The sequence below is a fragment of the Streptomyces sp. NPDC051020 genome, assembly GCF_040683105.1.
GTDB lineage: Bacteria > Actinomycetota > Actinomycetes > Streptomycetales > Streptomycetaceae > Streptomyces.
The window spans coordinates 154,818-181,722 of sequence record NZ_JBFBCG010000001.1; the positions used below are offsets into that span (position 1 = coordinate 154,818).

At 69.0% G+C, this 26,905-nt stretch carries 23 protein-coding genes and 1 pseudogene; 13 read left to right on the forward strand and 11 right to left on the reverse strand.

Going from position 1 to position 26,905, the window contains the following annotated elements:
• Positions 1–55: 55 nt before the first annotated feature.
• Both AB0N06_RS00590 and AB0N06_RS00595 read left to right on the forward strand, forming a co-directional pair.
• Positions 56–364, forward strand: a complete 309-nt coding sequence (locus AB0N06_RS00590) for a heavy-metal-associated domain-containing protein (RefSeq protein ID WP_366132583.1) — start codon at positions 56–58, stop codon at positions 362–364.
• A 146-nt stretch (positions 365–510) separates the two neighbouring features.
• Entirely contained in the window at positions 511–2,898 is a 2,388-nt protein-coding gene (locus AB0N06_RS00595; protein ID WP_366132584.1) for a heavy metal translocating P-type ATPase, read from the forward strand.
• Between the two features lie 490 nt (positions 2,899–3,388).
• Here AB0N06_RS00595 and AB0N06_RS00600 read toward each other — a convergent pair whose 3' ends face one another.
• Both AB0N06_RS00600 and AB0N06_RS00605 read right to left on the reverse strand, forming a co-directional pair.
• Positions 3,389–4,678: a citrate synthase gene (locus AB0N06_RS00600; protein ID WP_366132585.1), complete on the reverse strand. Its 1,290-nt coding sequence runs from the start codon at positions 4,676–4,678 to the stop codon at positions 3,389–3,391.
• 197 nt (positions 4,679–4,875) lie between these two features.
• Positions 4,876–7,107, reverse strand: a complete 2,232-nt coding sequence (locus AB0N06_RS00605) for an ATP-dependent RecD-like DNA helicase (protein WP_366132586.1) — start codon at positions 7,105–7,107, stop codon at positions 4,876–4,878.
• A 192-nt stretch (positions 7,108–7,299) separates the two neighbouring features.
• Between AB0N06_RS00605 and AB0N06_RS00610 the strand changes: the two genes are divergently transcribed.
• Positions 7,300–7,806 (forward strand): DUF6584 family protein, encoded by a 507-nt coding sequence (locus AB0N06_RS00610; RefSeq protein WP_366132587.1) that lies wholly within the window; start codon positions 7,300–7,302, stop codon positions 7,804–7,806.
• 30 nt (positions 7,807–7,836) lie between these two features.
• On the opposite strand, the gene AB0N06_RS00615 is transcribed toward AB0N06_RS00610, so the two are convergent.
• Both AB0N06_RS00615 and AB0N06_RS00620 read right to left on the reverse strand, forming a co-directional pair.
• The gene (locus AB0N06_RS00615) at positions 7,837–8,148 is read right to left on the reverse strand and encodes a hypothetical protein (RefSeq protein ID WP_366132588.1); all 312 of its coding nucleotides are present in this window, start codon (positions 8,146–8,148) and stop codon (positions 7,837–7,839) included.
• Positions 8,145–8,486: a hypothetical protein gene (locus AB0N06_RS00620; RefSeq protein ID WP_366132589.1), complete on the reverse strand. Its 342-nt coding sequence runs from the start codon at positions 8,484–8,486 to the stop codon at positions 8,145–8,147. Before AB0N06_RS00620 ends, AB0N06_RS00615 begins: the two co-directional genes overlap by 4 nt.
• Before the next feature lie 188 nt (positions 8,487–8,674).
• Between AB0N06_RS00620 and AB0N06_RS00625 the strand changes: the two are divergent.
• The 3 genes and pseudogenes from AB0N06_RS00625 to AB0N06_RS00635 form a co-directional block, all read left to right on the forward strand.
• Positions 8,675–9,073, forward strand: a pseudogene (locus AB0N06_RS00625) (DUF5753 domain-containing protein); the annotation flags it as partial.
• Positions 9,060–9,284: a DUF397 domain-containing protein gene (locus AB0N06_RS00630; RefSeq protein WP_366132590.1), complete on the forward strand. Its 225-nt coding sequence runs from the start codon at positions 9,060–9,062 to the stop codon at positions 9,282–9,284. The pseudogene AB0N06_RS00625 and the gene AB0N06_RS00630, both read left to right, overlap by 14 nt.
• Before the next feature lie 343 nt (positions 9,285–9,627).
• Positions 9,628–10,569 carry a LuxR C-terminal-related transcriptional regulator gene (locus tag AB0N06_RS00635; RefSeq protein ID WP_366132591.1) on the forward strand — a complete coding sequence of 314 codons (942 nt, stop codon included), beginning with the start codon at positions 9,628–9,630 and terminating at the stop codon, positions 10,567–10,569.
• A 200-nt stretch (positions 10,570–10,769) separates the two neighbouring features.
• On the opposite strand, the gene AB0N06_RS00640 is transcribed toward AB0N06_RS00635, so the two are convergent.
• Positions 10,770–11,990, reverse strand: a complete 1,221-nt coding sequence (locus tag AB0N06_RS00640) for a hypothetical protein (protein ID WP_366132592.1) — start codon at positions 11,988–11,990, stop codon at positions 10,770–10,772.
• Positions 11,991–12,589: 599 nt separating this feature from the next.
• Here AB0N06_RS00640 and AB0N06_RS00645 point away from each other — a divergent pair.
• The gene (locus AB0N06_RS00645) at positions 12,590–13,021 is read left to right on the forward strand and encodes a transglycosylase SLT domain-containing protein (protein ID WP_366132688.1); all 432 of its coding nucleotides are present in this window, start codon (positions 12,590–12,592) and stop codon (positions 13,019–13,021) included.
• 308 nt (positions 13,022–13,329) lie between these two features.
• Positions 13,330–13,665, forward strand: a complete 336-nt coding sequence (locus tag AB0N06_RS00650; protein ID WP_366132593.1) for a hypothetical protein — start codon at positions 13,330–13,332, stop codon at positions 13,663–13,665.
• A 266-nt stretch (positions 13,666–13,931) separates the two neighbouring features.
• On the opposite strand, the gene AB0N06_RS00655 is transcribed toward AB0N06_RS00650, so the two are convergent.
• Entirely contained in the window at positions 13,932–14,762 is an 831-nt protein-coding gene (locus AB0N06_RS00655) for a sugar phosphate isomerase/epimerase family protein (protein ID WP_366132594.1), read from the reverse strand.
• Positions 14,759–15,904 (reverse strand): dihydrodipicolinate synthase family protein, encoded by a 1,146-nt coding sequence (locus AB0N06_RS00660; RefSeq protein WP_366132595.1) that lies wholly within the window; start codon positions 15,902–15,904, stop codon positions 14,759–14,761. Before AB0N06_RS00660 ends, AB0N06_RS00655 begins: the two co-directional genes overlap by 4 nt.
• A 145-nt stretch (positions 15,905–16,049) precedes the next feature.
• Here AB0N06_RS00660 and AB0N06_RS00665 point away from each other — a divergent pair, with 145 nt between their 5' ends.
• The gene (locus tag AB0N06_RS00665) at positions 16,050–17,255 is read left to right on the forward strand and encodes a transposase (RefSeq protein ID WP_366132596.1); all 1,206 of its coding nucleotides are present in this window, start codon (positions 16,050–16,052) and stop codon (positions 17,253–17,255) included.
• Between the two features lie 50 nt (positions 17,256–17,305).
• Here AB0N06_RS00665 and AB0N06_RS00670 read toward each other — a convergent pair whose 3' ends face one another.
• Positions 17,306–18,457 (reverse strand): Gfo/Idh/MocA family oxidoreductase, encoded by a 1,152-nt coding sequence (locus tag AB0N06_RS00670; RefSeq protein ID WP_366132597.1) that lies wholly within the window; start codon positions 18,455–18,457, stop codon positions 17,306–17,308.
• A 108-nt stretch (positions 18,458–18,565) separates the two neighbouring features.
• Here AB0N06_RS00670 and AB0N06_RS00675 point away from each other — a divergent pair, with 108 nt between their 5' ends.
• Together AB0N06_RS00675 and AB0N06_RS00680 are read left to right on the forward strand one after the other, a co-directional pair.
• The gene (locus AB0N06_RS00675) at positions 18,566–19,669 is read left to right on the forward strand and encodes a LacI family DNA-binding transcriptional regulator (protein ID WP_366132598.1); all 1,104 of its coding nucleotides are present in this window, start codon (positions 18,566–18,568) and stop codon (positions 19,667–19,669) included.
• A gap of 121 nt (positions 19,670–19,790) precedes the next feature.
• Complete coding sequence (locus tag AB0N06_RS00680) at positions 19,791–20,579, forward strand: sugar phosphate isomerase/epimerase family protein (protein ID WP_366132599.1); 789 nt, start codon at positions 19,791–19,793, stop codon at positions 20,577–20,579.
• 191 nt (positions 20,580–20,770) lie between these two features.
• Here AB0N06_RS00680 and AB0N06_RS00685 read toward each other — a convergent pair whose 3' ends face one another.
• Entirely contained in the window at positions 20,771–21,679 is a 909-nt protein-coding gene (locus tag AB0N06_RS00685) for an EamA family transporter (RefSeq protein WP_366132600.1), read from the reverse strand.
• Positions 21,680–21,779: 100 nt separating this feature from the next.
• Here AB0N06_RS00685 and AB0N06_RS00690 point away from each other — a divergent pair, with 100 nt between their 5' ends.
• Complete coding sequence (locus tag AB0N06_RS00690; RefSeq protein WP_366132601.1) at positions 21,780–22,688, forward strand: LysR family transcriptional regulator; 909 nt, start codon at positions 21,780–21,782, stop codon at positions 22,686–22,688.
• Between the two features lie 224 nt (positions 22,689–22,912).
• Complete coding sequence (locus AB0N06_RS00695) at positions 22,913–24,742, forward strand: glycoside hydrolase family 3 protein (protein WP_366132602.1); 1,830 nt, start codon at positions 22,913–22,915, stop codon at positions 24,740–24,742.
• A gap of 76 nt (positions 24,743–24,818) precedes the next feature.
• On the opposite strand, the gene AB0N06_RS00700 is transcribed toward AB0N06_RS00695, so the two are convergent.
• Positions 24,819–26,303 carry a S28 family serine protease gene (locus tag AB0N06_RS00700; RefSeq protein WP_366132603.1) on the reverse strand — a complete coding sequence of 495 codons (1,485 nt, stop codon included), beginning with the start codon at positions 26,301–26,303 and terminating at the stop codon, positions 24,819–24,821.
• A gap of 101 nt (positions 26,304–26,404) precedes the next feature.
• Positions 26,405–26,764, reverse strand: coding sequence for a hypothetical protein (locus tag AB0N06_RS00705; protein ID WP_366132689.1), 360 nt, complete (start codon positions 26,762–26,764; stop codon positions 26,405–26,407).
• Positions 26,765–26,905 lie beyond the last annotated feature (141 nt).

Genomic DNA, 26,905 nt, shown 5'->3' on the forward strand with positions numbered 1-26,905 from the left:
TCCCGGGACTCCCTGGCGCCGCATTGAAGCTGTACACGTCGAAGAGGAGAACACCATGACCACCGAGACCCAGCTCCCCCAGGCCACCGGCTCCTGCTGCTCGCCCGACGGCTCCTGCCACGACGGTGCAAACACCGAGGCAACGGCGGGTGCGGTCACCACCGTCTACCGGGTGACGGGCATGACCTGCGGGCACTGCGAAGGCGCCGTCTCCGCGGAGATCTCCGGCATCGAGGGTGTCACGTCGGTGAAGGCCGTGGCCTCCACCGGAGAGGTGACCGTCGTCTCCGAGGCGCCGCTGTCCGAGGACGCCGTCCGCGCCGCGGTCGACGAGGCGGGTTACGAGCTCGCCGGCCAGGCCTGAAGGCCGTCCGGGCCCACCCGGACACCTTGCGGACCCGCGCCACCAGCACCACCCGCATCATCTGCACCACCCCTTGCGCCACCGGGCCGGACCGACCAGCTGATACTGGTGGGGCACGGCCCGGTCGGCATTTCAGGAGTTCGGACATGCACAGCGCAACAGAGGCCGAAGCCCCGGCAGTCGCGGGTTCGGAAGCGGAACTCACGATCGGCGGGATGACCTGCGCCTCGTGCGCGGCCCGCGTCGAGAAGAAGCTCAACCGGATGGACGGCGTCACCGCGTCCGTGAACTACGCGACAGAGAAGGCACGCGTCGCGTTCGGCGCCGGGACCCGGCTGGCTGATCTGATCGCCACGGTCGAGAAGACCGGATACACCGCACAGCCGGTACAACGGCCCGCGCCGGCGCCGCCCCCGCTGCCCGCCGAAACGCTCTCGCCGCCCGTGGCCACCAGCCCCGCCGAGGTCGAGCGGACCGAAGAGACCGGACAGATCCGGGAAACCGAAGGGGCGGCGGACATCGGCACCGCGCCGGAGGAAACCGAAGCCGAGCGCAGCGCGGCCGACGCCCTCGCCGCCCTGCGGCAGCGGCTGGCCGTCTCGGCCGTCCTCGCCGCCCCCGTCGTGCTCCTGGCCATGGTCCCGTCCCTCCAGTTCGACAACTGGCAGTGGCTCTCCCTCACGCTCGCCGCCCCCGTGGTCGTCTGGGGCGGACTGCCCTTCCACCGCGCCACCTGGACCAACCTCCGGCACGGCGCGGCCACCATGGACACCCTCGTCTCCGTCGGCACACTCGCCGCGTTCGGCTGGTCGCTCTGGGCGCTGTTCTTCGGGGACGCGGGCATGACCGGGATGCGGCACGGCTTCGACTTCTCCGTCTCACGCACGGACAGCTCTTCCACCATCTATCTGGAAGTGGCCGCCGGGGTCATCACCTTCATCCTGCTGGGCCGCCATCTGGAGGCGAAGTCCAAGCGCAAGGCCGGTTCCGCGCTGCGTGCGCTGATGCACCTGGGCGCGAAGGACGTCTCCGTCCTCAGGGACGGCACCGAAGTACGCGTCCCCGTCGCCCGGCTCACCGTCGGCGACCGCTTCGTGGTCCGTCCCGGCGAGAAGATCGCCACCGACGGCACCGTCACCGAGGGCGCCTCCGCCGTGGACGCGTCGATGCTCACCGGCGAGTCCGTTCCGGTCGATGTGAACGTCGGGGACTTTGTCACCGGCGCCACCGTCAATGTCTCGGGCCGCCTCGTCGTGTGCGCCACCCGGGTCGGCGCCGACACCCAGCTGTCCCGGATGGCCAGGCTCGTCGAGGACGCCCAGAACGGAAAGGCCGAGGTACAGCGCCTCGCCGACCGGATCTCCGCGGTCTTCGTCCCGGTCGTCCTGCTGCTCGCGCTGGTCACCCTGGTCGTCTGGCTGCTGTTCACGGACGACGTGACCGCCTCGTTCACCGCCGCCGTCGCCGTACTGATCATCGCCTGCCCCTGCGCGCTCGGCCTCGCCACTCCCACCGCGCTCATGGTGGGGACCGGGCGCGGCGCGCAGCTCGGCATCCTGATCAAGGGCCCGGAGGTCCTGGAGACCACCCGGCGTATCGACACGATCGTCCTGGACAAGACCGGCACGGTCACCACCGGCCGGATGACTCTCCAGGACGTCCACGTGGCGCCCGGCACCGACGCGACGCAACTGCTGCGGCTGGCGGGCGCCCTGGAGCACGCCTCCGAGCACCCCATCGCCCAGGCCGTCGCCACCGGCGCCGCCGAACGCACCGGGGCCTCGCTCCCCGCTGTCCAGTCCTTCGTCAACGTCCCGGGGCTCGGGGTACGCGGCACCGTCGACGGGTACCAGGTGCTCGTCGGACGCCCCCAGCTGCTCACCGACGCCGGGATCGCCGTCCCCGAGGCGCTGTCCGGCTCCCTCGCGGGCGCGGCGGCCCAGGGACGTACGTCCATCGCGGTTGCCTGGGACGGCGAGGCGCGTGGCGTTCTCGGGGTCGCCGACGCGATCAAGGACTCCAGTGCGACAGCCGTTGCCGAGCTGCGCGCCCTCGGCCTCAGGCCGGTGCTGCTGACCGGCGACAACCGGGCCGTGGCGGACGCCGTCGCCCGTGCCGTCGGCATCGACGAGGTCTACGCCGAGGTGCTCCCCGAGGAGAAGGTGCACGTCATCGAGCGGCTCCAGGCGGAGGGCCGTTCGGTCGCGATGGTCGGGGACGGTGTCAACGACGCGGCGGCCCTCGCCACCGCCGACCTCGGGCTGGCCATGGGCACCGGCACGGACGCCGCGATCGAGGCGAGCGATCTCACCCTCGTTCGTGGAGATCTCGAGGTGGCCGCCGATGCCATCCGGCTCTCACGACGCACCCTGACCACGATCAAGGGCAACCTTTTCTGGGCATTTGGCTACAACGTTGCCGCCCTACCCCTTGCGGCGTTTGGCCTGCTCAACCCTATGATTGCCGGAGCGGCGATGGCCTGTTCATCGGTCTTCGTCGTGACGAACAGCCTGCGGTTGCGCGCCTTCACGTGATTTCCACAAAGAGATCTAGATCACATCGGTTTGAGGGTAACCATCCGGTGGGTTCGCGAGTCTAAGAGTGCGATGCCAAGGATGTCTTGGGGGACGTCCGACGAAGCGTCTTGGGGGATGCTTCAGGCAAGCGTTGGCCGGGGCACGTGCACCGGGGAGCTTTGAGCGGCCCTCCCGAAGGTACGTACCCCGGCAGACCGCGAGACGTGCAACCGCAGTGACGTAGTGCAGCAGTACCGGGGAACACCCAGGAGCTTCGGCTCCCGCAGACGCCCGGCCGGATCCCGTGGGGGGAATCCGCTCCGGGATATGGGAAGCGCCTCGCTGTCGGCCCGTGGGGGGATCGAGGGCGGGGCGCTTCTCGCTGCATGCGGGGGCGGGCCTGGTACGCGAATCGCCCCGGACACCGCGCTCTGTGCGAAAGCGCGGTACGCGGGGCGAAGGCAGCCCGGCCGCAGCGGCCGGGGTGGTGCAGGGGGTGCTACGAGATTCAGCGGCTCTCGACCGGGACGAAGTCGCGCAGGACCTCGCCGGTGTAGATCTGGCGCGGGCGGCCGATGCGGGATCCCGGCTCCTTGATCATCTCGTGCCACTGGGCGATCCAGCCCGGAAGCCGGCCGAGCGCGAAGAGCACGGTGAACATCTCGGTCGGGAAGCCCATGGCCCGGTAGATCAGACCCGTGTAGAAGTCCACGTTGGGGTAGAGGTTGCGCGAGACGAAGTACTCGTCGGAGAGCGCGTGCTCCTCCAGCTTCAGCGCGATGTCGAGCAGCTCGTCGGACTTGCCGAGCGCCGACAGCACGTCGTGGGCCGCGGCCTTGATGATCTTGGCGCGCGGGTCGAAGGACTTGTAGACGCGGTGACCGAAGCCCATCAGCCGGACGCCGTCCTCCTTGTTCTTCACCTTGCGGATGAAGGAGTCGACGTCGCCACCGTTGACCTGGATGCCTTCGAGCATCTCCAGCACCGACTGGTTGGCGCCACCGTGCAGCGGGCCCCACAGCGCCGAGATACCGGCGGAGATCGAGGCGAACATGTTCGCCTGCGAGGAGCCGACCAGACGCACGGTGGAGGTCGAGCAGTTCTGCTCGTGGTCCGCGTGCAGGATGAGCAGCTTGTCGAGCGCGGAGACGACGACCGGGTCCAGGTCGTACTCCTGGGCGGGGACCGAGAAGGTCATGCGCAGGAAGTTCTCGACGTACCCGAGGTCGTTGCGCGGGTAGACGAAGGGGTGACCGATCGACTTCTTGTACGCGTACGCGGCGATCGTCGGCAGCTTGGCCAGCAGGCGGATCGTCGAGAGGTGGCGCTGTTCCTCGTCGAACGGGTTGTGGCTGTCCTGGTAGAACGTGGACAGCGCGCTGACGACCGAGGACAGCATGGCCATCGGGTGGGCGTCGCGCGGGAAGCCGTCGAAGAACCGCTTGACGTCCTCGTGCAGCAGCGTGTGCTGGGTGATCTCGTTCTTGAAGGTCGCCAGCTGGTCGACCTTGGGGAGCTCACCGTTGATGAGCGTGTACGCGACTTCCAGGAACGTCGAGCGCTCGGCGAGCTGCTCGATGGGATAGCCGCGGTACCGCAGGATGCCCTGCTCGCCGTCAAGGTACGTGATGGCGGATTTATATGCGGCGGTGTTGCCGTATCCGCTGTCCAGCGTCACCAGGCCGGTATTGGCCCGGAGCTTCCCGATGTCGAAGCCCTTGTCGCCGACGGTGCTGTCGATCACCGGGTAGGTGTACTCGTCATCGCCGTACCGCAGTACTACAGAGTTGTCGCTCACGTCATCCCTCACCGACGTAGTGGCTCTACTTCGAGATTCCCTGACTGTCTCCACCCTCCTCCATTTGGCCCAGGAGAGTGCACTCGGGGTCGTCCATTGGACCTACTGACGGCACTGAGTGCCGCCAACTTACTCATCCTGCCCCCTTGACTCCGGTTCCGGAAGGGCTCCGTGATGTTTGCCACCGATTTGATCGATCATTTTTCCGCTGATCCTCCGCCCGCTCCTCCACGCAGCCGGTAATCCAGCGCCGTACAGCGTCTGCCGGCGGAAACCGTGCGGACCGCCTGGCCGATCGCCTGCCGGGAGCCGACCAGCACGACGAGCTTCTTCGCCCTCGTCACAGCCGTGTACAGCAGGTTCCGCTGGAGCATCATCCAGGCGCTCTTGGTGACGGGGATGACGACGGCCGGGTACTCGCTGCCCTGGGAGCGGTGGATCGTCATGGCATACGCGTGGGCCAGCTCGTCCAGCTCGTCGAAGTCGTACGGGATCTCCTCGTCCTCGTCGGTGAGGACCGTCAGCTGCTGTTCATCGAGGTCGAGCGAGGTGACGACGCCGACCGTGCCGTTGAAGACGCCGTTCTCCCCCTTGTCGTAGTTGTTTCGGATCTGGGTGACCTTGTCGCCGACCCGGAAGACCCGGCCCCCCATCCGCTTCTCGGGCAGGTCGGGGCGGGCCGGGGTGATGGCCTGCTGCAGGAGTCCGTTGAGCGTGCCCGCGCCGGCCGGACCGCGGTGCATGGGGGCGAGGACCTGGACGTCACGCCTCGGGTCGAGGCCGAATTTGGCCGGAATACGACGGGCGGCGACGTCCACCGCGAGGACGCCCGCCTCCTCCGTCTCGTCCTCGACGAAGAGGAAGAAGTCGCTCAGGCCCTGAGTGAGCGGCGGCGTCCCGGAGTTGATCCGGTGGGCGTTGGTGACGACACCGGACTGCTGGGCCTGGCGGAAGATCGTCGTCAGCCGGACCGCGGGAACGGGTCCGCCCTCGGCGAGCAGATCGCGCAGCACCTCGCCCGCACCGACCGACGGCAGCTGGTCGACATCCCCGACAAGCAGCAGATGGGCACCGGGTGCCACGGCTTTGAACAGCTTGTTGGCGAGCAGCAGATCGAGCATCGACGCCTCGTCGACGACGACCAGATCGGCGTCCAGCGGACGGTCCCGGTCGTAGGCCGCGTCCCCGCCCGGCTTCAGCTCCAGCAGCCGGTGCACGGTGGACGCCTCGGCGCCGGTCAGCTCGGACAGCCGTTTGGCGGCCCGCCCGGTGGGTGCGGCCAGAACGACCTTTGCGCGCTTGGCGCGGGCCAGCTCGACGATGGAGCGGACCGTGAACGACTTGCCGCAGCCGGGTCCGCCGGTCAGCACGGCGACCTTCCGGCTGAGCGCGAGCCGTACGGCCGCTTCCTGCTCGGGGGCGAGGGTCGCCCCGGTACGACCGGCGAGCCACGTCAACGCCTTGTCCCAGTCCACGTCCTGGAAGGCCGGCAGCCGGTCCTCGGGGGTCCGCAGCAGCCTCTGCACCTGCGCGGCGAGAGCGACCTCGGCGCGGTGGAACGGTACGAGATAGATGGCGGTGATCGGCTCGCCCCCCTCGGGCGACGGCACCTTCTCCCGTACGACGCCCTCCGGATCCTCGGCAAGTTCGGCGAGGCACTCGATGACCAGCCCCGTATCGACCTGGAGCAGCTTGACCGCGTCGGCGATCAGCCGCTCCTCCGGGAGGAAGCAGTGCCCCTGGTCGGTGGATTGCGACAGCGCGTACTGCAGCCCCGCCTTGACCCGCTCCGGACTGTCGTGCGGGATGCCGACCGCCTGCGCGATCTTGTCGGCGGTCAGAAACCCGATGCCCCAGACGTCCGCGGCCAGCCGATAGGGCTGATTCTTGACGACGGAGATCGACGCGTCCTCGTACTTCTTGTAGATACGGACGGCGATGGAGGTGGAGACACCCACACCCTGCAGGAAGACCATCACCTCCTTGATCGCCTTCTGCTCCTCCCAGGCGGCGGCAATCATCTTCGTCCGCTTCGGCCCGAGCCCCGGCACCTCGACCAGCCGCTTCGGCTGCTGCTCGATGATGTCGAGCGTGTCGACGCCGAAGTGGGTGGTGATCCGGTCGGCCATCACCGGGCCGATGCCCTTGATCAATCCGGAGCCGAGATAACGGCGGATGCCCTGGATAGTGGCGGGCAGGACGGTCGTGTAGTTCTCCACCGTGAACTGCTTGCCGTACTGGGAGTGCGAGCTCCAGCGCCCCTCCATCCGCAGCGACTCGCCGACCTGCGCACCCAGCAGCGAACCGACGACGGTCAGCAGATCACCCGCGCCCCGACCCGTGTCGACGCGGGCGACCGTGTACCCGTTCTCCTCGTTCGCGTACGTGATGCGCTCAAGCACACCTTCGAGGACGGCCATGTTGGACATGGTTCGACGCTATCGGCTCACACTGACACCCCCGACCCGGCCCCCTCCGCACGACCGCTCAGCCGATCGCCGACTCTCAGCCCCCGGTCATCACCGGCACCGCCCCGCAGGCCGCCGCCGGGCGCATCGACTCCGGGGCACCTTGAAATAATTCACTCACACACGGCTGCGGGAAGCACCGATGATGTGCGCATGGCACTGAAGAAGACGTTGGAGCGCGTAGATGCGGACCTCGCCGCAGGGCGCATACCCATGGCGCGCCAACGGCTGCGGGGACTGATCTCCTCCTACCCGCACCACCCCGGTCTGCGCCGACGCCTGGCCGCGGTCTACCGGCTGTACGACGACCCGGCCGAGGCGGGCCGCTGGACCTACCTCGAAGAGCACAGGCTCCCGGGCGAGGTCACCGCGTTCGAGGAGAGGTACAGCAACCCCGTGCGCCGGATGCGCGCCCTGGCCTGGCAAGGTCCGGAGTCGGCGGCCGACTCCCCCTTTGCCGAGCAGCAGTTGGCAGCCGTGCGTACTGCTGCTTCCAAGGCCCTTGGCCACGCGGTCGACTGGGACACCCTCACAGAGGTACGCGGTGGTGCTCCGGAGGGCGGGTCGTTCCGCCAGTCTCTGGCGGCCGTGGGCTGCGCGCTCCTGGCGATCGTGTTCGTCGGGATCTGGGTGAACGGGTTCCTCGACCTCTTCCGCTGACCCGCCGCCCCGACCGCGCCTTGCTCGCGTCTAAGGGTGCTCTCCGCTCCTGTCGCCCAGCCGCATCGCGCGGCTGTCGGCGATCCGCTTTACCTCCCGCAGGGACTCGGTCAGCCGACTGGCGAGAAAATGGAGTTCGATGTTCCCGGCCGTGCGGTCCGCCAGGAGTGCGGCGGCGTGGCCGAGCAGGTCCTCCGCCATGCCGAGCTGTACGACCTCGATGGTGTCCGCAACCCGCGACACATGGCCTGACCCGTCCGTCAGGACGTAACAGGGCTTGCCCTGCTCCCCCGTCCACGGCAGAAGCCGGAAGTGCCCGGGCTCACGCTCCTCCACGCTCATGCCGCGGCCCCCACCCCGCGCAGGAGCCGAGGGTCGATGTCCGCCCCGTGCACGGCGATCCGTAGCTCGCCCTGCTGTACGCGTCGCCGCCGCTCCTCGGCCACCCATCGCCCGTGCGCCTCGATGTACGGGCGGACCAACGGACTGTCCTCCCCGCGCGGCGGGCGCTCCCCGGTGCGGTGAACCGTGGGTCCTGCCACGTACGCGCAGGAGTACGGATAGACGTGTACGGGAATCGAGGTCGGCCGGCCCCGCGTCCCAGGCCTGAGCCGGCGCCGCTGCGGAAGTCGTACCAACCGCATCAGCGGCTCCGTGAGTCGGTGGACCAGATGTCTCATGTCGGCGTGCTCTCCCTCTGCTTACCCACGAACGGATGCGTTCTGTGCCGAACTCATCACAGAGTGGGGTCGTGCGTGGCTACGCTCCAGAGGTTCGGGCTTGACAGCCCGCCGGATGACGACGTCTCTGTCAAGGTCCTCCTGCCGATGGTTCGGCCGGTACGCGCGGAAGAGCGCACGCGCACGAGCGTGCCCACATCCTCGACGGCCCGTTGAACCCTGTCCTGTGGACTCTGTTGGACGAGGCCGTGCTCAGGCGTCAGGCCGGTGGGCCGCAGGTCATGGCGGAACAGCTGCGCAAGATCGCGAACATGGCTGACGCCGGGCGGCTGCGGCTGCATGTGCTGCCGTTCAGCGCGGGTGCCCATTCACTGCAAGAGGGTCTGGCATCCCTCATGGGCTTCGAGGACTCCGCTTCGGTGGCTTATGTCGAGGGCTTCTTGACAGGGCATCTGATGGATGATCCAGCTCTGGTGAAGGCCTGTCGAACGGCCTACGATCTCGCCTTGAGCGATGCGATGTCGCACCAGGAATCACTGGCCCTCGTGCGGGCAGCAGCAGAGGAATATGAACATGGTCAGCAGTAAGTGCAGCGTCTCCGACTCGTCCACGCTCACCGGGTGGTTCAAGTCCAGCTACAGCGGTGGCGGTCAGGGTGACTGCCTTGAGGTGGCCACCGGCTACGACGCCGTCCCCGTCCGCGACAGCAAGGCCGTCAACGGCCCCGCGCTCGTCTTCTCCACGGGCGGCTGGTCGACTTTCGTCGCCGCGGTCAGGCAAGGCGAGCTCTCCGCCTGAAGCGTTCACGGCAGCACAGCGGCCCCGTTACGGTCACCGCCCTGATGGGGCCGCTGCCATGTCACCGCGACGGCCCCGCCGGCAGACACAGCGAGAGCCCCGGCGGAGGTGACCAAGACAGCCAGATGGGGCAGGACATGGCCGGAGTCGCCAGGCCTGCGAAACCGGCCAGGTGGTCTCCAACCTCGGCCCGGCCGCCACATGATCATCTGATGTTAGGGTGACGGCCATCCGGCAGATGGACAGTCCCCGTGGGAATGGGGTCGGTGACGCGCGCCGTGCGGCGCCGCTGGTGGGGAGTGACATACCCAAAATGCGCCCACTGCAGGATCTCGGCCTCTCCATGACAGCTGAGGCTGCCTACCTCACGCTCGTGGAGCACGGTCCGCTGACCCCGGCGAGGCTCGCCGGTCGGCTGGCGCGGGCCGGATCGCCTGCCGAAAGGTTGCAGCACGCGGTCGGCGAACTCGCCGATATCGGCTTGGTGTCCCGCACGGATGACAGGCTGACCGCCCAGCCGCCTCGCGCAGTGCTGGAGGCCATAGCCGAGCGGCGCGCACGAGAGGCCCGGATCGCCCACGAGAGTGCGACGCTCCTGTCGCGTTTCTGGCTCGATCACACCTCGGGCTTGAGCTACATCGAGGTCGTCGACACCTCCCACAGCCCTGACGTGATCCAGCAACGGGTCCACAACGAGGCCGTGGCAGAGGTGCGCGCGCTGTCGATCGGGCCGGTGGGCGCGGGTGAGCGTGTGCCGGAGGTCGACACCGAAGCGTTGGACGCCCTGGCCCGCGGGATCGCCTACCGGGTGGTGTACGGCGTCGGCATCCTGCAGGAGCCCAAGGCCCTGGAGGCGGCGCACGCGTGCGTCGACCGCGGGGAGCAGGCGCGGGTCTTTCCCGACCTCGCGATGAATCTGCTGCTCTGTGACGATCGTTTGGCCGTGCTGTCCGTCGTCGCGCCGGACCGCGCGGGACACCACAGCGTCATCGTCCAACCATCGGGCCTGCTGGATGGGCTGATCGGAGTCTTCGAGTCGTACTGGCGCATAGCCGTCCCGCTTCCTCGGGCCGGCGGGCCCACCGAGGGCTGGGCCCGTCCGACGAATGAGACGCGACAGCTTTTGGGCTACCTCAGCGCCGGTCTCACCGATGAGTCGATCGCCCGTGAGCTTGGGGTGAGTGAACGGACCGTCACCCGACGCGTTGCCCGCCTGCAGGAGGCACTCGGTACCCAGACCCGGTTCCAGCTCGGTGTCCAGGCCAGCCGCCAAGGCTGGCTTTGAACCGTCCTTTGAACCGTCACCCAGGCGGGAGACCGCGGCCTCGCCCGCATACCTGGCGGTCTGCTTCTCCCTGTGCCCTTGTGTCGACGACATCGCCCACACGTGACGGGCGCGTGGGGCGGGCCGGTAGGGGGATCCGGCCCGCCTCATGCGGATCTTCGGTCGCTCGAGGGAGCGCGTCCTCCGGTCGAACTGCAGCGTCAGCCGGCGTCCGGCTTGACCAGGTCGGAAAGCTTGGCATCGAACTGCCCGGCGAACGTGAGCGACGGCAGGACGTGGCCCTGGTTCGCCGCGTCGTTGACCACGCTCGCCGCCCAACTGGACGCGGCGAGCCGCTGGTTCGGCGTGCCGTGGTGGCCCGGGTTGTCGAAGCCGCAGTCGCCGACCTCGTAGAACGACTGCTCAGAGGCCAGAACACGCTTGGTGTTCAGCGCCTCGCCGCGCGCGTGGGTCAGGTAGTACGTCCCGAACGCGTCGGCCATGAGCTCGGTACGGCGGGTGGCCTCAGCCCAGGTCAGGTCGCTCACGAACAGATCCTTCTCGTACTGCACGTGGTGGCCGAACTCGTGGGCCTCGATGGCCCGCGGCGCGACGTCGCCCAGACCCACGGCTGACATGCCCTGCAGGATGCCGTCGCCCATGATGATCCTGTCGGAGACGCCTGTCGGTTCCGGCTCGTTCTTCTCGGTGTAGGCGAAGGCGTTGAAGGAGAAGATCGGGTTGGCGCCGCCCTTCAGGATCGGTTCCATGTTGACGAGCTCGATGATCATCTCGGCCAGGTCGAGCTGGGACTCCGGCGTCCCGCCGTACAGCGCGGAGAGCGTGCGTGCGACCCGCTCGGGGCTGGAGAAGACGTCGGCCCCGTGCAGGGGTACCAGCTGGATGTCCGCCGAGTCGATGTCCCAGAACCGCTTGAGGTTCTTCATCTCGGAGGTGAGCTCGTTGGTGTACTCACCGTCGACACCGAACTTGTTGGACTTCGACTCCGTGCCGAAGATCAGCGCGTCGTAGATCGGGAGATCGAAACCATCGAAGATCGAGAGCATGAAGATGACGAAGGGGTCCTCGGCGCCCTTGAGAAGAGAGCGGGCCCAGTCCTTGAGCCCGGTCGACGGGCACTGGTAGTCGTCGGGATTGATCAGGCTGTCGCGCAGCTCGCTCCACTGCAAATCGTCAATGCCGTACTTCGCGGCAGCAGCCTTGGAGCGGGACTGCCAGTCGGCGGGCAGCTTCGCCAGGATCTTCTCTGCGAGGGCCTTGGTCTGCGGGGACATCGTGGAGGTGTCGATGAGCGACTTGAGCGACTGGCTGGAGACGGTTGTGGCTCCCGTCGTGTCAGCAGCGTGCGCGGGGAGAGTCACACCGACGGCACAGGTCGCGGCGATCGCCAGGCTGACCGCCATGGAGAGGGTCTTCTTCACAGGGACTCCTATTCGAAGGTGCCTAGGACGAGCAGGCGGGCCCAGTGTGTGAGTCCAGTGACCCTGTGGTGAATGGCTGGTGACTGTCCGAAACTCGCATTGTCTGGAACCAGACAACCCGCGCTCGGCGATGCGCGCGGCATCGTCCGGCGCCGGGTCGACGACGACCGGGCTCATGACGAGGCCTTCACCCGCCATCTCCGTTGAGACTGCCTCCGCAGGCCCCCCAGGCCGATTTTCGAATGGGCCGACCGCGCTCTCATTACACCGTGCTTTTTATTCATCACGCGGCTCGAATAGAGGGATTTCCGGTTGGCGGAGGCAATATACCCATGTCCGTTTTGTGACGATTTAACGCTTTCGCCGTGTGAGGTGGGCGATATGGCGTGCGTCACCATGATACGACTTAGTAGGGCAAAGAGACCGCCTTGTCGCCCGTTTGCGGCCATTTCAGACACTGCTGCCGGTTCCTTGTACGTATCTCGATAGTAATGAGGCTCATTGACCGGAACTTAAGCCCCGTTTAAAACTTCTTGGCATCCCGACGGAAGAGGTAATTTCCGATGCAGATCTCCGCGATGTCCAAGAAGTTCGCTCACATGACCCAGACCAAGAAGGTCTCGCTGGGCATGGTCGCCGCCGGCGCCGCAGTCGTCGCCGGTTCTCTCGTCGGCGCTCCGGGCGCCTCGGCCGCCGTCCCTGCCCAGTCCGGCGGCAGTGTCAGCACCTGGATCAACAAGTCACTGGAGATCATGCGGGCGCAGGGCATCCCGGGCTCCTACGAGGGGATCCACCGCAACCTGATGCGCGAGTCCTCGGGCAACCCGAACGCCATCAACAACTGGGACTCGAATGCCGCCAAGGGCATCCCGTCCAAGGGCCTGCTCCAGGTCATAGAGCCGACCTTCAAGGCGTACCACGTCCCCGGCACCTCGTGGAACATCTACGACCCGGTCGCCAACATCACCGCCGCCTGCAACTACGCGGCCCACCGCTACGGCTCGATCGACAACGTCAACTCGGCCTACTGATCAGTCGGCGGCAACGCCGATCTCGACGGCCAACAGCCTCGAACACCCCTTCCTCGCAGTGAACCGCACGCCGTTCCCCCGGCACCACAGATCTCGGGCGTAAGCACCTCAAGATCTGCACGGGGGAACGGCGTGTGGTGCGTCCGGCGCTCCGTACCGCCCCACGGATGGAGAAGACGAGGCCGCGAGAGGCGCGGTGATCAGTAGCGGAGTGCAGGCGGCCGTCCCTATGATTCTGCGCTGACCAGCGCCGTCGCCACCCTCCCGACCTGGCCCGGCATTGCCCCCTTGTCGCAGAGGACCTGCCCATGCCTTTCCGTCGGATCGCCGCCCTGGCCGCGGTGCCCGTGGCCGTACTGCTGCTGGCCGCCTGTGGCAGCAGCGAGGTGCACGGCACCATAACCGAGAAGGAATACAAGCCGGCCCGCACCACGTGGAAGACCGAGCCGGTCACGAAGAGGGCGTGCACCACATCCCGGAGCAACGGCAAGACCAAGAAGTCGTGCCGCACGGTGCGGACCGGTACCCACCGTGTCTCGCACCGGCGTCCGGCGTGCTGGCAGATCGAGCTGGACGACGACGCGCACGAGCTGTGCATATCCAAGAGCCGGTGGAAGAAGGTGCGTGTCGGCGACCGGTGGTGACCCGCTGAGACCGGTGCAGAGGTGCCGGTCCGGTCCCGCCCAGCGTCCCTGGTGGGTCCGTGGGGGCCGCAGCCCCGCAGCTGTGTCCCGGGAGACGAAACGGGGTCCGGTCAGAAGACCGGACCCCCCTCGCTTTCCCCCTCCATCAGGGCTTCCCGATCCCCCCGGATCCCTCCCGGAAGCGCCCGACGCAAGATACGACCCGGCAGGGTACGGAAGGGTTGCATCCCTTTGCGATGTCTTTACCCACTGCTTCGAATCCGCTCTCAGCAGGCGTGCTCGACGTACCGCGCCGCGACCTCCGCGAGGACTTCGGCGCCGTCGCGCGCCCACAGGTCCTCGTTGAAGATCTCCACCTCGATCGGTCCGTCGAAGCCGGTGGCCTCGACCATTTCGCGGAATGCGCGGAAGTCGACGCTCCCGTCGCCGAGTTGGCCCCGTCCGACGAGTACGCCCGCCGGGAGCGGGGTGATCCAGTCCGCCAGCTGGAACGAGTGGATACGGCCGCCCTCCCCCGCCCTCGCGATCTGTGCGGCCGCCTGGTCGTCCCACCAGATGTGGTACGTGTCGACGACCACGCCGACCTGCTCCGCCGGGAATCGCTCCGCGATGTCCAGGGCCTGGGACAGGGTGGAGACGACGCAGCGGTCCGAGGCGAACATCGGGTGCAGCGGTTCGATCGCCAGGCGTACACCGCGTTCCCGCGCGTACGGGCCCAGCTCGGCAAGCGCTTCCGCGATACGTTCGCGAGCGCCGTGGAGATCGCGGCTGCCGGGCGGGAGGCCGCCGGATACCAGGACCAGGGTGTCGGTGGACAGTGCCGCCGCCTCGTCGATCGCGGCGCGGTTGTCGTCCAGGGCGCGGGCCCGTTCGGCCGGGTCGAGTGCGGTGAAGAAGCCGCCCCGGCAGAGGCTGGTGACGGTCAGGCCGGCGTCCCTCAGGAGCTGCGCGGTGCGCTCGACTCCGTACTCCTGGACAGGGCCCCGCCACAGGCCGACCTTGTCGATGCCCGCCTTGACGCAGCCCTCGGTGAGCTCGGGCAGCGACCACTGCTTGATGGTCTCCTGGTTGATGCTCAGGCGCGACAGATCCGTCACCGGACGCCTCCGTTGACCGTGAGCAGGGCGCGCATCCGGGATTCGGCCAGCTCCGGGTCGGGGAACAGGCCCAGCCGGTCGGCGAGTTCGTACGCCTTCGCCAGGTGGGGCAGTGAGCGGGCGGACTGGAGGCCGCCGACCATCGTGAAGTGGTCCTGGTGGCCGGCCAGCCAGGCGAGGAAGACCACGCCCGTCTTGTAGAAGCGGGTGGGAGCCTGGAAGAGGTGCCGGGACAGCACGACCGTGGGGTCGAGGAGTTCGCGGAAGCCCTTCACATCTCCGGTGTCGAGGACGCGTACCGCGTGGGCGGCCAGTGGGCCGAGCGGGTCGAAGATGCCGAGCAGGGCATGGCTGAAGCCCTGGCCGTCGCCCGCGATCAGCTCCGGGTAGTTGAAGTCGTCGCCGGTGTAGCAGCGGACCCCGCCGGGGAGGCGGCGGCGTACGTCGATCTCGCGCTCGGCGTCGAGGAGCGAGATCTTGATGCCGTCGACCTTGTCGGGGTGTTCGGCGATGACCTTCAGGAAGGTGTCGGTGGCGGCGTCGAGGTCCGACGAGCCCCAGTAGCCCTCCAGCGCGGGGTCGAACATCGGGCCGAGCCAGTGCAGGACGACCGGCTCCGAGGCCTGGCGCAGCAGGTGTGCGTACGTCTCCAGGTAGTCCTCGGGGCCGTTCGCCGCGGCGGCGAGGGCGCGGGACGCCATCAGAATGGCCTGGGCACCGCTCTCCTCGACGAGGGCGAGCTGTTCCTCGTACGCGGCCTTCACCTCGGCGAGCGTGGCGGGCCCTGCGGGGAGCTGGTCGGTGCCGACGCCGCATGCGATCCGGCCGCCGACCGCCTTCGCCTCGGCGGCGGAGCGGCGGATGAGTTCGGCGGCACCGGCCCAGTCCAGGCCCATGCCGCGCTGGGCGGTGTCCATGGCTTCGGCGACGCCGAGGCCGTGCGACCACAGGTGGCGGCGGAAGGCGAGGGTGGCGTCCCAGTCGACGGCCGCGGGGTCGTCGGGACTGATGTCGGCGTACGGGTCGGCGACGACATGGGCGGCGGAGAAGACCGTACGGGAGGCGAGCGGAGCCCCGGCCGGTGCGAGGTCGAGCGGGTTGGTGCGGGGTTCGTACGGGCCCTGCGGGAGATGGATCGTCACCGGATTTCTCCCAGGATGCCCGGGGCTTCAGCCCGGGGAGGAATGGGCCCTTGGAGCGGAGCCGCGAAGCGGCGGAGTTCTCTGCACATCTACTCTGACCTGCGCTTTCGGTTGATTGTCAGTGGGCGGGGTTAAGGTCTCGATCATGACGACGGCGCAGGAAACGGCTGAGGGGTCCGGGCACGCCCGGTACACCTTCCGTCTGCGTGTGTCGTCCACTGCCCGCACGGCCTTGAGTGCCGAGTGGGCGCGATGTCGGTGGGTGTGGAACGAGTGCGTGGCGGTGTCTCGCAAGGTCCACGCCCACAACAGGGCCACGGGCGGGAAGGCGACGTGCGGCCCGGCGCAGCTCGACCGGATGCTGACCGAGGCCCGCGCCGCCATGGCGTGGTTGCGCGACGGGGCTTCCGTTCCTCAGCAGCAGGTCATCCGGGACTTCGCGAAGTCCCGTGCCAAGGCACAGAAGGACATCAAGGCCCGGCTGCCGATGCGCCGGCGGGCGGGGATGCCCTGGCCGAAGAAGAAGCGTGAGGCGCTGCCGACCCTGAACTACACGCGGCGCGGCTTCCGCCTCAAGGACGGCCGCCTGCACCTGGCCGGCGGGATCGTGCTGACCGTGGTGTGGTCGCGGGATCTTCCGGCCGACCCGTCCAGCGTGCGCGTGTACCGCGATGCCGTCGGGCACTGGTACGTCGGCTTCGTCGTGGAGACCGAGAGGGAGCCGTTGCCCGCCACGGGCAGGGTGATAGGCATCGACTGGGGTGTGAAGGAGACCGCGACCACCACCTCCGACACCCATGACCTGCCTCACGCGCAGTACGGCAAGAAGGCCCAGGCGAAGCTGACCCGCTATGACCGGATGATGGCCCGGCGCAAGCCGAAGAAGGGGCAGGCCGCATCGAAGGGCTACCGGCATGCGAAGAAGCTGCGGGCCAAGCTCTACAAGAAGGTCGCCAACCAGCGGCAGGACACCGCCCGCAAGTGGGCCAAGACCGTGGTCCGCGACCACGACGCCCTTGCCGTGGAGGATTTCCGGCCGAAGTTCCTCGCCAAGTCCACCATGGCCCGTAAAGCGGCCGACGCAGCAATCGGCACGACCAAGCGCGCCCTGATCGAGATGGGCCGCAAGCACGGCCGCGCCGTGCACCTTGTCCACCCCGCGCACACCACCATGGACTGCGCGCAGTGCGGAGCGAGAGCCAAGCACGCACTCCCCCTCTCGGAACGAACATATACGTGCACCGCGTGCGGAGCGGTGTCCTCCAGGGACAAGAACTCCGCCCGCGTGATGCTCGTCCGGGCTGGTCTCAACCCGGCTAGTGCTGATCTTGTAAGCCCTGCCACCTGCTAGGTGTCAGGCGAAGTGAGCTAGGAGTCCCCCTCGTTCACGAGGGGGAGGAGTCAAAGCGTCAGCTCCGGTACGTCCAGGCGTCGGCCCTCGGCGGAGGACTTGAGCCCGAGCTCGGCGAGCTGGACACCGCGGGCGCCGGCCATCAGGTCCCAGGTGTACGGCTCGTCGAGCACGATGTGGCGGAGGAAGAGCTCCCACTGGGCTTTGAAGCCGTTGTCGAAGACGGCGTTGTCGGGGACTTCCTGCCACTGGTCGCGGAACGACTCGGTGACCGGGAGGTCGGGGTTCCAGACCGGCTTGGGGGTGGCCGAGCGGTGCTGGACGCGGCAGTTGCGCAGTCCGGCGACGGCGGAGCCGTGCGTTCCGTCGACCTGGAACTCGACGAGTTCGTCGCGGTTGACGCGGACGGCCCAGGAGGAGTTGATCTGGGCGACGGCGCCACCGGCCAGCTCGAAGATGCCGTAGGCGGCGTCGTCGGCGGTGGCGGCGTACGGCTTGCCCTGCTCGTCCCAGCGCTGCGGGATGTGTGTCCGGACGTGCGCCTGAACGGTCTTGACCTGGCCGAACAGCTCGTGGAGCACATACTCCCAGTGCGGGAACATGTCGACGACGATGCCGCCGCCGTCCTCGGCACGGTAGTTCCAGGAGGGGCGCTGGGCCTCCTGCCAGTCGCCCTCGAAGACCCAGTAGCCGAACTCGCCGCGCACGGAGAGGATCTCGCCGAAGAAACCGCCGTCGATGAGGCGCTTCAGCTTCAGCAGGCCCGGCAGGAAGATCTTGTCCTGGACGACGCCGTGCTTGATCCCGGCGTCCTTGGCGAGGCGGGCCAGCTCCAGGGCGCCCTCGACGTCCGTGGCGGAGGGCTTCTCGGTGTAGATGTGCTTTCCCGCGGCAATCGCCTTCTTGATCGCTTCGACGCGGGCCGAGGTGACCTGGGCGTCGAAGTAGATGTCGATGCGCTCGTCCGCGAGGACCGCGTCGAGGTCGGTCGACCACTCGGTCAGACCGTGCGGGTCGGCGAGTTCCTCCAGCGCGTGAGCGCGGCGGCCGACGAGGACGGGCTCGGGCCACAGCACCTCGCCGCCGCCGAGGTCGAGGCCGCCCTGCTCGCGGATCGCGAGGATCGAGCGCACCAGGTGCTGCCGGTATCCCATGCGACCCGTGACGCCGTTCATGGCGATGCGCACTGTCCTGCGTGTCACGAAGTTTCCTCCATACAGCCGTAGCAAGCGCTTTCTATGCGGTATGACGCTAGCCTGCCGACAGCGGCCCGGACAAGAGGGCTCCGTCCAAAACCCTCGGAGGAAGCGATGACAGTCACCCTCGCAGACGTGGCGGCTCGCGCCCGGGTGTCGCCCGCCACCGTGTCCCGTGTGCTCAACGGCAACTACCCGGTGGCGGCGTCCACCCGGGAGCGGGTGCTGCGCGCGGTCGACGACCTGGACTACGTGCTCAACGGACCGGCCAGCTCGCTCGCCGCCGCCACGTCCGACCTGGTCGGCATCCTGGTCAACGACATCGCCGACCCGTTCTTCGGGATCATGGCCGGGGCGGCGCAGACCGAGATCGGCGGGCCGGGCGACGGCTCCGGGCGGGCCGGGGGCGAGAAGCTCGCCGTCGTCTGCAACACCGGCGGCTCCCCCGCACGCGAACTCACCTACCTCACCCTGCTGCAGCGTCAGCGCGCCGCGGCCGTCATTCTCACCGGCGGCGCGGTGGAGGACCCGGCGCACCAGGCGGCGATGGCGGCGAAGCTGGCGAAACTCGCGGACGCCGGGACCAGGGTGGTCCTGTGCGGACGGCCCCCGCTGCCCGAGGGCGAAGCGGTCGTGGCGGCGCTCGCCTTCGACAACCGGGGCGGCGGCCGGCGCCTCACCGAACATCTGCTGTCGCTCGGCCACCGGCGGATCGGCTATGTCGCGGGCCCGATGGAGCGGACGACGACGCGCCACCGGCTGGAAGGGCACCGCGACGCGATGGCGGCGGCGGGCCTGTACGGGGACGACGCGACCACGGAAGGGCGCCTCGCAGATGCCGGGGACGAGGATCGTCTCACCGTGCACGGCCCGTACGACCGCCGGTCAGGTTACGACGCGACGCTCGAACTCCTGCGCCGCGAACCGGAGATGACGGCGATCGTCGCCGCCAACGACACCGTCGCCCTGGGCGCGAGCGCTGCGATCCGGGACCGCGGCCTGCGTATCCCCGAGGACATCTCCGTGGCCGGTTTCGACGACCTGCCGTTCTCGGTGGACGCGGTCCCGGCCCTGACGACCGTACGGCTACCGCTGTTCGAGGCGGGGGCACGGGCCGGCCGGCTGGCGATGGGCAGGGAGACGCCGCCGCCCGGAGGCATCGCGACCATCGCGGCGGAGCTGATGGTGCGGGGGTCGACGGCGCCGCCGCGGAAGTGACGCGGCCGGGTTCCGCTCCCCGGTCCGTGGTACCCCTACCGCGTGCCATGGGCCGATGATGTGCGGGCCGCGCTCCGGTCCGTACGGCGCAGGGGCAGGTACCGACGGAAGGAACACGCACGTGAAGCTCGCTTTCTCGACCCTCGGAGTACCGGGGATGCCGATCGCCGACGTCATCCGGCTGGCCGTCGACCACGGCTACCAGGGCGTGGAGCTGCGCGCCCACCCCGAGGAGCCGGTGCACCCGGGGCTCTCCTCGGCCGAACGCGCCGACGTGGCCGAGGAGTTCAAGAAGGGCGGCGTCGAGATCCTGACCGTCGCCGGGTATGTCCGGGTCGCCGCCGAGGGGGACGACCAGCCGGTGCTGGACGAGCTCGCCGAGCTGGTGGAGCTGGCGCGGGATCTGGGCGCCCGCCACGTCCGGGTCTTCCCCGGTGGCGGCGGGCTGGCCCCGGAGGTGGCCGAGGCGAACGCCGCCCGCCGGCTGGGCGCCGCCGTCCCCTACGCCGCCGACCTGGGCGTACGGATCCTGCTGGAGACCCATGACTCGCACCGGGCCGGTGCCGATGTGGCCCGGATCGCGGGGACGGTCGGGCACCGGCAGGTCGGTGCGCTGTGGGACATCATGCACACCTGGCTGGCGGGCGAGGAGCCGGCCGCGAGCCATGCGGCGCTCGCCCCGCACCTGGGATACGTGCAGGTCAAGGACATCGCATCGGCGGAGCGCACCGAACCGTTGGCGCTCGGGGCCGGGGTGCTGCCGCTGGGTGCCTGTCTGGACACGCTGGACGCGGACAGCTGGGTCTGCTGGGAGTACGAGAAGCGCTGGCACCCTGACGCGGCCGAGCTGCCGGGACTGCTGAGCGCGGGGCGCGAGCACCTGCTCCGCCTGGGCGCGCCCGAGCAGTAGGGGCCGGTCCGGGTTCAGAAGAGCTCTAGGTCCTGTCCTGCCGATCTTCGTGGATCAGCCCGGGGCGTCTGGTGCGGTGCATCGCAAGGCGGAGGATCGTCCTCGTACTGGATGTACGCGGGCGACTGAAGACAACGCGGCGAGGTGCCGTACCAGGCGTTCCGGGCCCACGAAGATCGACAGGACAGGACCTAGGTGCGCGCGGGCTGCGGTTCCGGCGTCTTTGCCGCCGCGGCCCGCGTCCGCCGCGTCCCCGCCAGTGACGTGAGTGCCACCCCGCCCACCAGCAGCGCCGCGGCGCACCACCGCAGCGGGCTCACCGACTCACCGAGGAACAGCGCGGCCGAGGACATCCCGAAGACCGGGACGAGCAGGGTGAACGGGGCCACGGACGACGCCGGGTGGTGGCGCAGCAGGAAACCCCACGCCCCGAAGCCGAAGACCGTGGTGATCCAGGCGACGTAGACGATGATGCCGACGCCGCTCCAGTCCAGTGCGGCCAGCGCGTCGGCGTCGCGGTCCCAGCCCTCGAAGAGGAGGGAGAGACCGAGCAGCGGCAGGACGGGCACGGTCGAGACCCACACCATGAAGTTGAGGGAGTCGGGCGGGGCGGCCTTGCGGGTCAGGACGTTCGACACGCCCCAGCAGGCCGCCGCCGCGATCACCAGCACGAAGGCGAGCACAGGGCCGCTCGTACCCTCGTCCACCGCCGCGACCCCGATACCGGCCAGCGCGATCCCCATCCCCAATACCCTTACTCCGCCCGGCCGTTCGCCGAGTGCCACGGCCGCGAAGAGGGCCGTGAAGACTGCCTGGACCTGGAGCACCAGGGAGGAGAGACCGGCGGGCATGCCGCGGTCCATACCGATGAACAGCAGACCGAACTTCGCCACGCCCAGGACCAGCCCGACGCCCACGATCCACTTCCACGCGACCTTGGGCCGCCCGACGAAGAAGACCGCGGGCAGCGCCGCGACCAGGAAGCGCAGGGCGGAGAAGAGCAGCGGCGGGAAGTGCCCGAGGCCGACCTCGATGACGACGAAATTGACACCCCAGACGGCGGCCACCAGGGCGGCCAGGGCGATGTGAAGGGGACGCATGGAGTGAGGATCACCCGCCGGGACCATGTAGCACCAGCGCGGATTTCTTCATGGTGGAATTGAGCGTTGCTAACGAATCAGGAAGGTCCGGGAGGTTCCGGTGCTCGATCTGTCCCGGCTGCGCGCACTGCACGCCATCTCCGTCCACGGGTCCGTGGCGGGCGCCGCCGTCGCGCTCGGCTACACCCCGTCGGCGGTCTCCCAGCAGATCACGAAGCTGGAGCGGGAGACCCGTACGACGCTGCTGGAGCGGCGCGGGCGCGGTGTCGCGCTCACCGAGGAGGCGCTGCATCTCGCCGCCACCGCCCAGCAGTTGCTGGCGATCGTGGAGCGCGCCGAGACGGCGCTGGAGGAGCGCCGGGGGCTGCCGACGGGGCGGCTGTCGATCGGCGCCTTCGCGTCCGCGGCGCGCGGTCTGCTGCCCGGCGTGCTGGCCGAGCTGGACCGGGACCACCCCGCCCTGGACGTGCGGCTGACCGAGGTCGACCCTCATCTGTCGGTCGATCTGGTGACCAAGGGCGTGATCGACCTCGCTGTCGCGCACGACTGGGACATCGCACCGCTGCCCGCCCCCGAGGGCATCGCGCAGGCAGTGATCGGTGACGACCGGTGCGATCTGCTGGTGCCGCAGTGGCATCGCCTCGCCGGGCGGGACGCGGTGCGGCGCGAGGAGCTGGCGAAGGAGCGGTGGATCTGCCAGCCGCCGGGGACGGTCTGTCACGACTGGCTCGTACGGACGCTGCGAGCGGCGGGTTACGAGCCGGACATCCGGCACCAGGCGGAGGAGAACCACACTCAACTGGCGTTGCTCGCCGCCGGTCTCGGGGTCGCGATGATCCCGCGGCTGGGGCGGGGACCGCTGCCGACGGGAGTGGTGGCGGTGCCGCTGGACCCCGTACCGGTGCGGCGGCTGTACGCGCTGTGGCGCACGGAGGCGGCCCGGCGGCCCGCGATCACGGTGGCGGTGGAATCGCTTCAGGCGCGGGGTGCGGGGGCGGGCTTGGCGTAACGGCCTCCCCGTCGCGGGGAGGCCGTGAGGGACCGGGGGGCTTCCCCGGTGCGGCCTGCGGCCATGCACCCGCCTCGATCACCGAACGAGCCGAGCCGGATCGCACGCCGCCAAGCCGATTATCCGACCGCCCCCTTGACTGGAAGTTACTTTCTAGATATTCGTGCCCCTCGGAAGTTACTTTCACCGCCCCCTCTCCCCTGAGTACGGCCGAAGGAGCACACGTGCACCACCGCACCTCCAGACGCACCCTCCTCACCGCCACCGCCGTGACCGCCGCAGCGGTCGCGACCGGCGCGGGCTCCGCCCCCGGGGCGTTCGCCGCCTCCGCGGCATCCTCCGCCTCCACCACCGAGCGCCTCAAGCAGCTCATCTCCCGGATGAGCCTGGAGGAGAAGGTCGGCCAGCTCTTCGTGATGCGGGTGTACGGGCACTCCGCCACCGAGCCCGACCAGGCCGACATCAACGCGAACATGGCCGAGATCGGGGTCCGTACCGCCGCCGAGATGATCGCCAAGTACCACGTCGGCGGCATCATCTACTTCGCCTGGGCGCACAACACCCGCGACCCGCACCAGATCGCCGACCTCTCCAACGGCATCCAGCGCGCCGGTCTCGCCGGTCCCACGCCTCTGCCGCTCCTGATCTCCACCGACCAGGAGCACGGCATCGTCTGCCGCGTCGGCGAGCCCGCCACGCTGATGCCGGGTGCGATGGCGCTCGGTGCGGGCGGTTCGCGTTCCGACGCACGCCGGGCCGGGCAGATCGCGGGCGCCGAGCTCGCCGCGATCGGCATCAACCAGAACTACGCCCCGGACTCCGACGTCAACGTCAACCCGGCCAACCCGGTGATCGGTGTACGGTCCTTCGGCGCCGATCCGCAGGCCGTGGCGGGTATGGTCGCCGCGCAGGTGAAGGGGTATCAGAGCGCCGGGATCGCCTCGACGGCCAAGCACTTCCCGGGCCACGGCGACACCAACACCGACAGCCACTCCGGTCTGCCCTACATCCACCACTCCCGCGACCAGTGGGAGGAGCTGGACGCGCCGCCGTTCCGCGCCGCGATCGCCGCGGGCATCGACGCGATCATGACCGCGCACATCGTCGTCCCCGCGCTCGACGCAGCCGAGGACCCGGCGACCCTGTCCCGGCCGATCCTCACCGGCATCCTGCGCGAGGAGCTCGGTTACGACGGTGTCGTGGTCACCGACTCGCTCGGCATGGAGGGGGTGCGCACGAAGTACGGCGACGACCGCGTGCCCGTCCTCGCCCTGCAGGCGGGTGTGGACCAGCTGCTGAACCCGCCGAGCCTCGACGTCTCCTGGAACGCCGTTCTGGCGGCCGTGAAGAGCGGCGAGATCAGCGAGGCCAGGCTCGAGGAATCGATCCTGCGCATCCTGCGGCTGAAGGCGAAGCTGGGGCTGTTCGACGACCCGTTCGTCAGCCACCAGGGCGTGGACCGTGCCGTCGGCACCCGGTCGCACCTCGCCGCCGCCGACCGGATCGCCGAGCACACCACCACGTTGCTGGCCAACACCGGTGCGGTGCTGCCGCTGTCCCGCCGCTCCCACAAGAACCTCCTCGTGGTCGGCGCCGATCCCGCCTCCCCGTCCGGCACCACCGGACCGCCGACCACCACCCTCGCCGGCGCCTTCACCGAACTGGGGTACGCGGCGACCGCGCTGTCCACCGGCACCGCGCCCACCCAGGCGAAGATCGCCGAGGCGGTGGCGGCCGCGCAGGGCAAGGACGCGGTGATCGTGGGGACGTACAACGTCTCGGCGACCAGCTCCCAGCGCACCCTGGTCAGCGCCCTCGTGGCGACCGGAGTCCCGGTGATCACGATCGCGATCCGGAACCCGTACGACATCGCCCGGCTGCCCGCCCACGCGGCGAGCCTGGCCGCGTACTCCTGGACGGATGTCGAACTGCGCGCAGCGGCCCGGGTGATCGCGGGCCACGCCGAACCGGAGGGCCGACTGCCGGTGCCGGTGCAACGGGCGGACGATCCGACGCAGGTGCTGTACCCGGTCGGCTACGGCCTGACGTACTGACCGGACGGGCTACGCACGCGTGCCGGGTCCGAACCGCACGGTTCGGACCCGGCACGCATCACACCGTGTCGGCCTGTTACGGGCGCAGTGCGGGGCCCTGCCTGCGCTCGCTCGTCACGTCCCGCTTGTCGAGCCGCGCGTCGTACGGCGCGAGCGGCTTCGCCTTGGCCGGGTCCGACTGCACGGCGGCCGGGGCGACGCCCGCCCAGCGCAGGATGTCGGCGGTCGCCTTCGCCTTCTCGTCGTCGGCGAGACCGGCCACATTGGAACCGTGGTTGCCGCCGGCCACCGTGTAGACGTAGCTGTCCTGGGCGCCGTCGCCGAGGCGGAAGCGCTCCGCACCCCACGGGTCGTTCTCCCCGTACACCCACATCATCCGGGTGGCGTTGTGCCTCACCCAGGTGTCGACGTCCCGCATCGCCGACGGCTGGAACGTCATCGGGATGGAGCTCGGCACGAAGGTGCGCGGCGGCTGATATCCGTAGCGGCTGAGATTGCCGAGCCACGGCTGCTTGATGTCCGGCGAACCGAGCTGGGTGCCCGCCTGGTAGTAGTACGGCGTGTACCGCTCCAGGCCCTGGTCCGTGTAGGCGGAGAAGCCCGAGATGTCGTCGATCGAGTCCCAGATCGCCTGGTCGGGCGCGTTCTTGGCGTCGGCGGGGATGGTGCCGCAGTCGGCGAGCTTGCTGTACTGCCAGTACGCCCAGACGTAGTCCATGACGACGGCTTCGTACGCCTTGTCGAGGGATCCGACGGTGTTGAAGGTGTAGCCCTTCGTGTCGGCGTCCTCCTTGTACTTCTTCTCCAGCGGCTCGCGGCGGATCAGCGCCTCGCGCTGCACACCCTCGAGCCGGTCGCGGCACTCCTTCGTGCCGACGTTCTCGAAGAACCGGTCGTACGCCGAGTCCTCCTTGTTGACCACGTCGTTCGGCGCGACGTACGCGACGACGCCGTCCATGTCCTTCGGGTAGAAGCGCTCGAAGTACGTGGCGGTCATGCCGCCCTTGGAACCGCCGGTGCTCAGCCAGTTCTCGGAGTAGATCTGCTTCAGCGCGGTGAAGACGCGGTGCTGGTCGCTGGCCGCCTGCCAGATGTCGAGCTTCGACCAGTCGGCGGGGGCGGGGCGGGACGGGGTGAAGAAGCGGTACTCCAGCGAGACCTGGTTGCCGTCGACGATCCGGGTCGGCTCGGAGCGGCTGGGGTTCGTGGAGACGTTGTACCCGCTGGTGAAGAAGACCGTCGGGCGCGACGTGTCCTTGTGCAGCAGGGTGATGCGCTGCTGGAACGTGCCCTTGGACGGGTTCCGGTGGTCGATCGGCTGGGTGTAGTTGAGAACGAAGTAGCGGTAGCCCGCGTACGGCTTCTCCTCGATCAGACTCATCCCGGGTATCGCCAGGATGCGGTCCTTGATGTCCGCGGTCGCATCGGCGGACAGGTCGGACCCGGCGGACCGGATCGCGGTCGCGTCCGCGGCACTGGCCGCACCGACCGAGGCACCCGTCGCGCTCACCGTGCCTATGAGTACCGCGAGCGAAAGGAAACCTCTGAGCGCCTTGCGCATACACCCTCCCCGGGGAATTCACCTGGATTCACAAGATTCATCGCGAATCTAGCGGTGCAACACCCGGCTGAACAGCCCCTCTTGTCACATCGTCAGAAGCATCAGCAGAGTATCCAGCCCGTGGCGCCGGTTTTTCCGGCGACCGAACCCGCGGCCCGGACGCATCGGTGCAGTGCGTGGACGGTCACCCGGCCGGTCTGCTTGGTATACCTGCCTTTGTCGGTGACGGGCCGGCCGCCGCGTGCCTGGATCATGACGGACATCGCGCGGCGCGGGCCCGACTTCTTCGCGACCGTGATCGCGCAGGCGTAGGAGCGGCTCTTGTAGACGCGCACCTCACCGGTGGAGAACGTCACTGTCTTCGCGAGCCGCCCGCCGCAGGACGATGCGGCGTCGGCGCTGCCGGCCCCGGGACCGCCGAGCACCAGCCCGACGGCGGTCACCAGTGCCAGGACGAACACCTGGACCAGCGCCCGTCGTCCGGTGCCGCCTTCTCCGGCGGTTTCCCCGTTCCTGTTTCCCAGCAGTTCCCTCACCCCATCGAACACTCTCGCCCCCGCCCGGCTCATACGCGTACATGCGTACGACGCGAAGGGCCATCC

Bases quoted from the DNA above. Each gene is read 5' to 3' on its own strand.
- AB0N06_RS00645 (WP_366132688.1), top strand. From the start codon at position 12,590: ATGACCCAGACCAAGAAGGTCTCGCTGGGCATGGTCGCCGCCGGCGCC.
- AB0N06_RS00630 (WP_366132590.1), top strand. From the start codon at position 9,060: ATGGTCAGCAGTAAGTGCAGCGTCTCCGACTCGTCCACGCTCACCGGG.
- AB0N06_RS00595 (WP_366132584.1), top strand. From the start codon at position 511: ATGCACAGCGCAACAGAGGCCGAAGCCCCGGCAGTCGCGGGTTCGGAA.
- AB0N06_RS00675 (WP_366132598.1), top strand. From the start codon at position 18,566: ATGACAGTCACCCTCGCAGACGTGGCGGCTCGCGCCCGGGTGTCGCCC.
- AB0N06_RS00700 (WP_366132603.1), bottom strand. From the start codon at position 26,303: ATGCGCAAGGCGCTCAGAGGTTTCCTTTCGCTCGCGGTACTCATAGGC.
- AB0N06_RS00650 (WP_366132593.1), top strand. From the start codon at position 13,330: ATGCCTTTCCGTCGGATCGCCGCCCTGGCCGCGGTGCCCGTGGCCGTA.
- AB0N06_RS00665 (WP_366132596.1), top strand. From the start codon at position 16,050: ATGACGACGGCGCAGGAAACGGCTGAGGGGTCCGGGCACGCCCGGTAC.
- AB0N06_RS00620 (WP_366132589.1), bottom strand. From the start codon at position 8,486: ATGAGACATCTGGTCCACCGACTCACGGAGCCGCTGATGCGGTTGGTA.
- AB0N06_RS00610 (WP_366132587.1), top strand. From the start codon at position 7,300: ATGGCACTGAAGAAGACGTTGGAGCGCGTAGATGCGGACCTCGCCGCA.
- AB0N06_RS00635 (WP_366132591.1), top strand. From the start codon at position 9,628: ATGACAGCTGAGGCTGCCTACCTCACGCTCGTGGAGCACGGTCCGCTG.
- AB0N06_RS00590 (WP_366132583.1), top strand. From the start codon at position 56: ATGACCACCGAGACCCAGCTCCCCCAGGCCACCGGCTCCTGCTGCTCG.
- AB0N06_RS00605 (WP_366132586.1), bottom strand. From the start codon at position 7,107: ATGTCCAACATGGCCGTCCTCGAAGGTGTGCTTGAGCGCATCACGTAC.
- AB0N06_RS00685 (WP_366132600.1), bottom strand. From the start codon at position 21,679: ATGCGTCCCCTTCACATCGCCCTGGCCGCCCTGGTGGCCGCCGTCTGG.
- AB0N06_RS00615 (WP_366132588.1), bottom strand. From the start codon at position 8,148: ATGAGCGTGGAGGAGCGTGAGCCCGGGCACTTCCGGCTTCTGCCGTGG.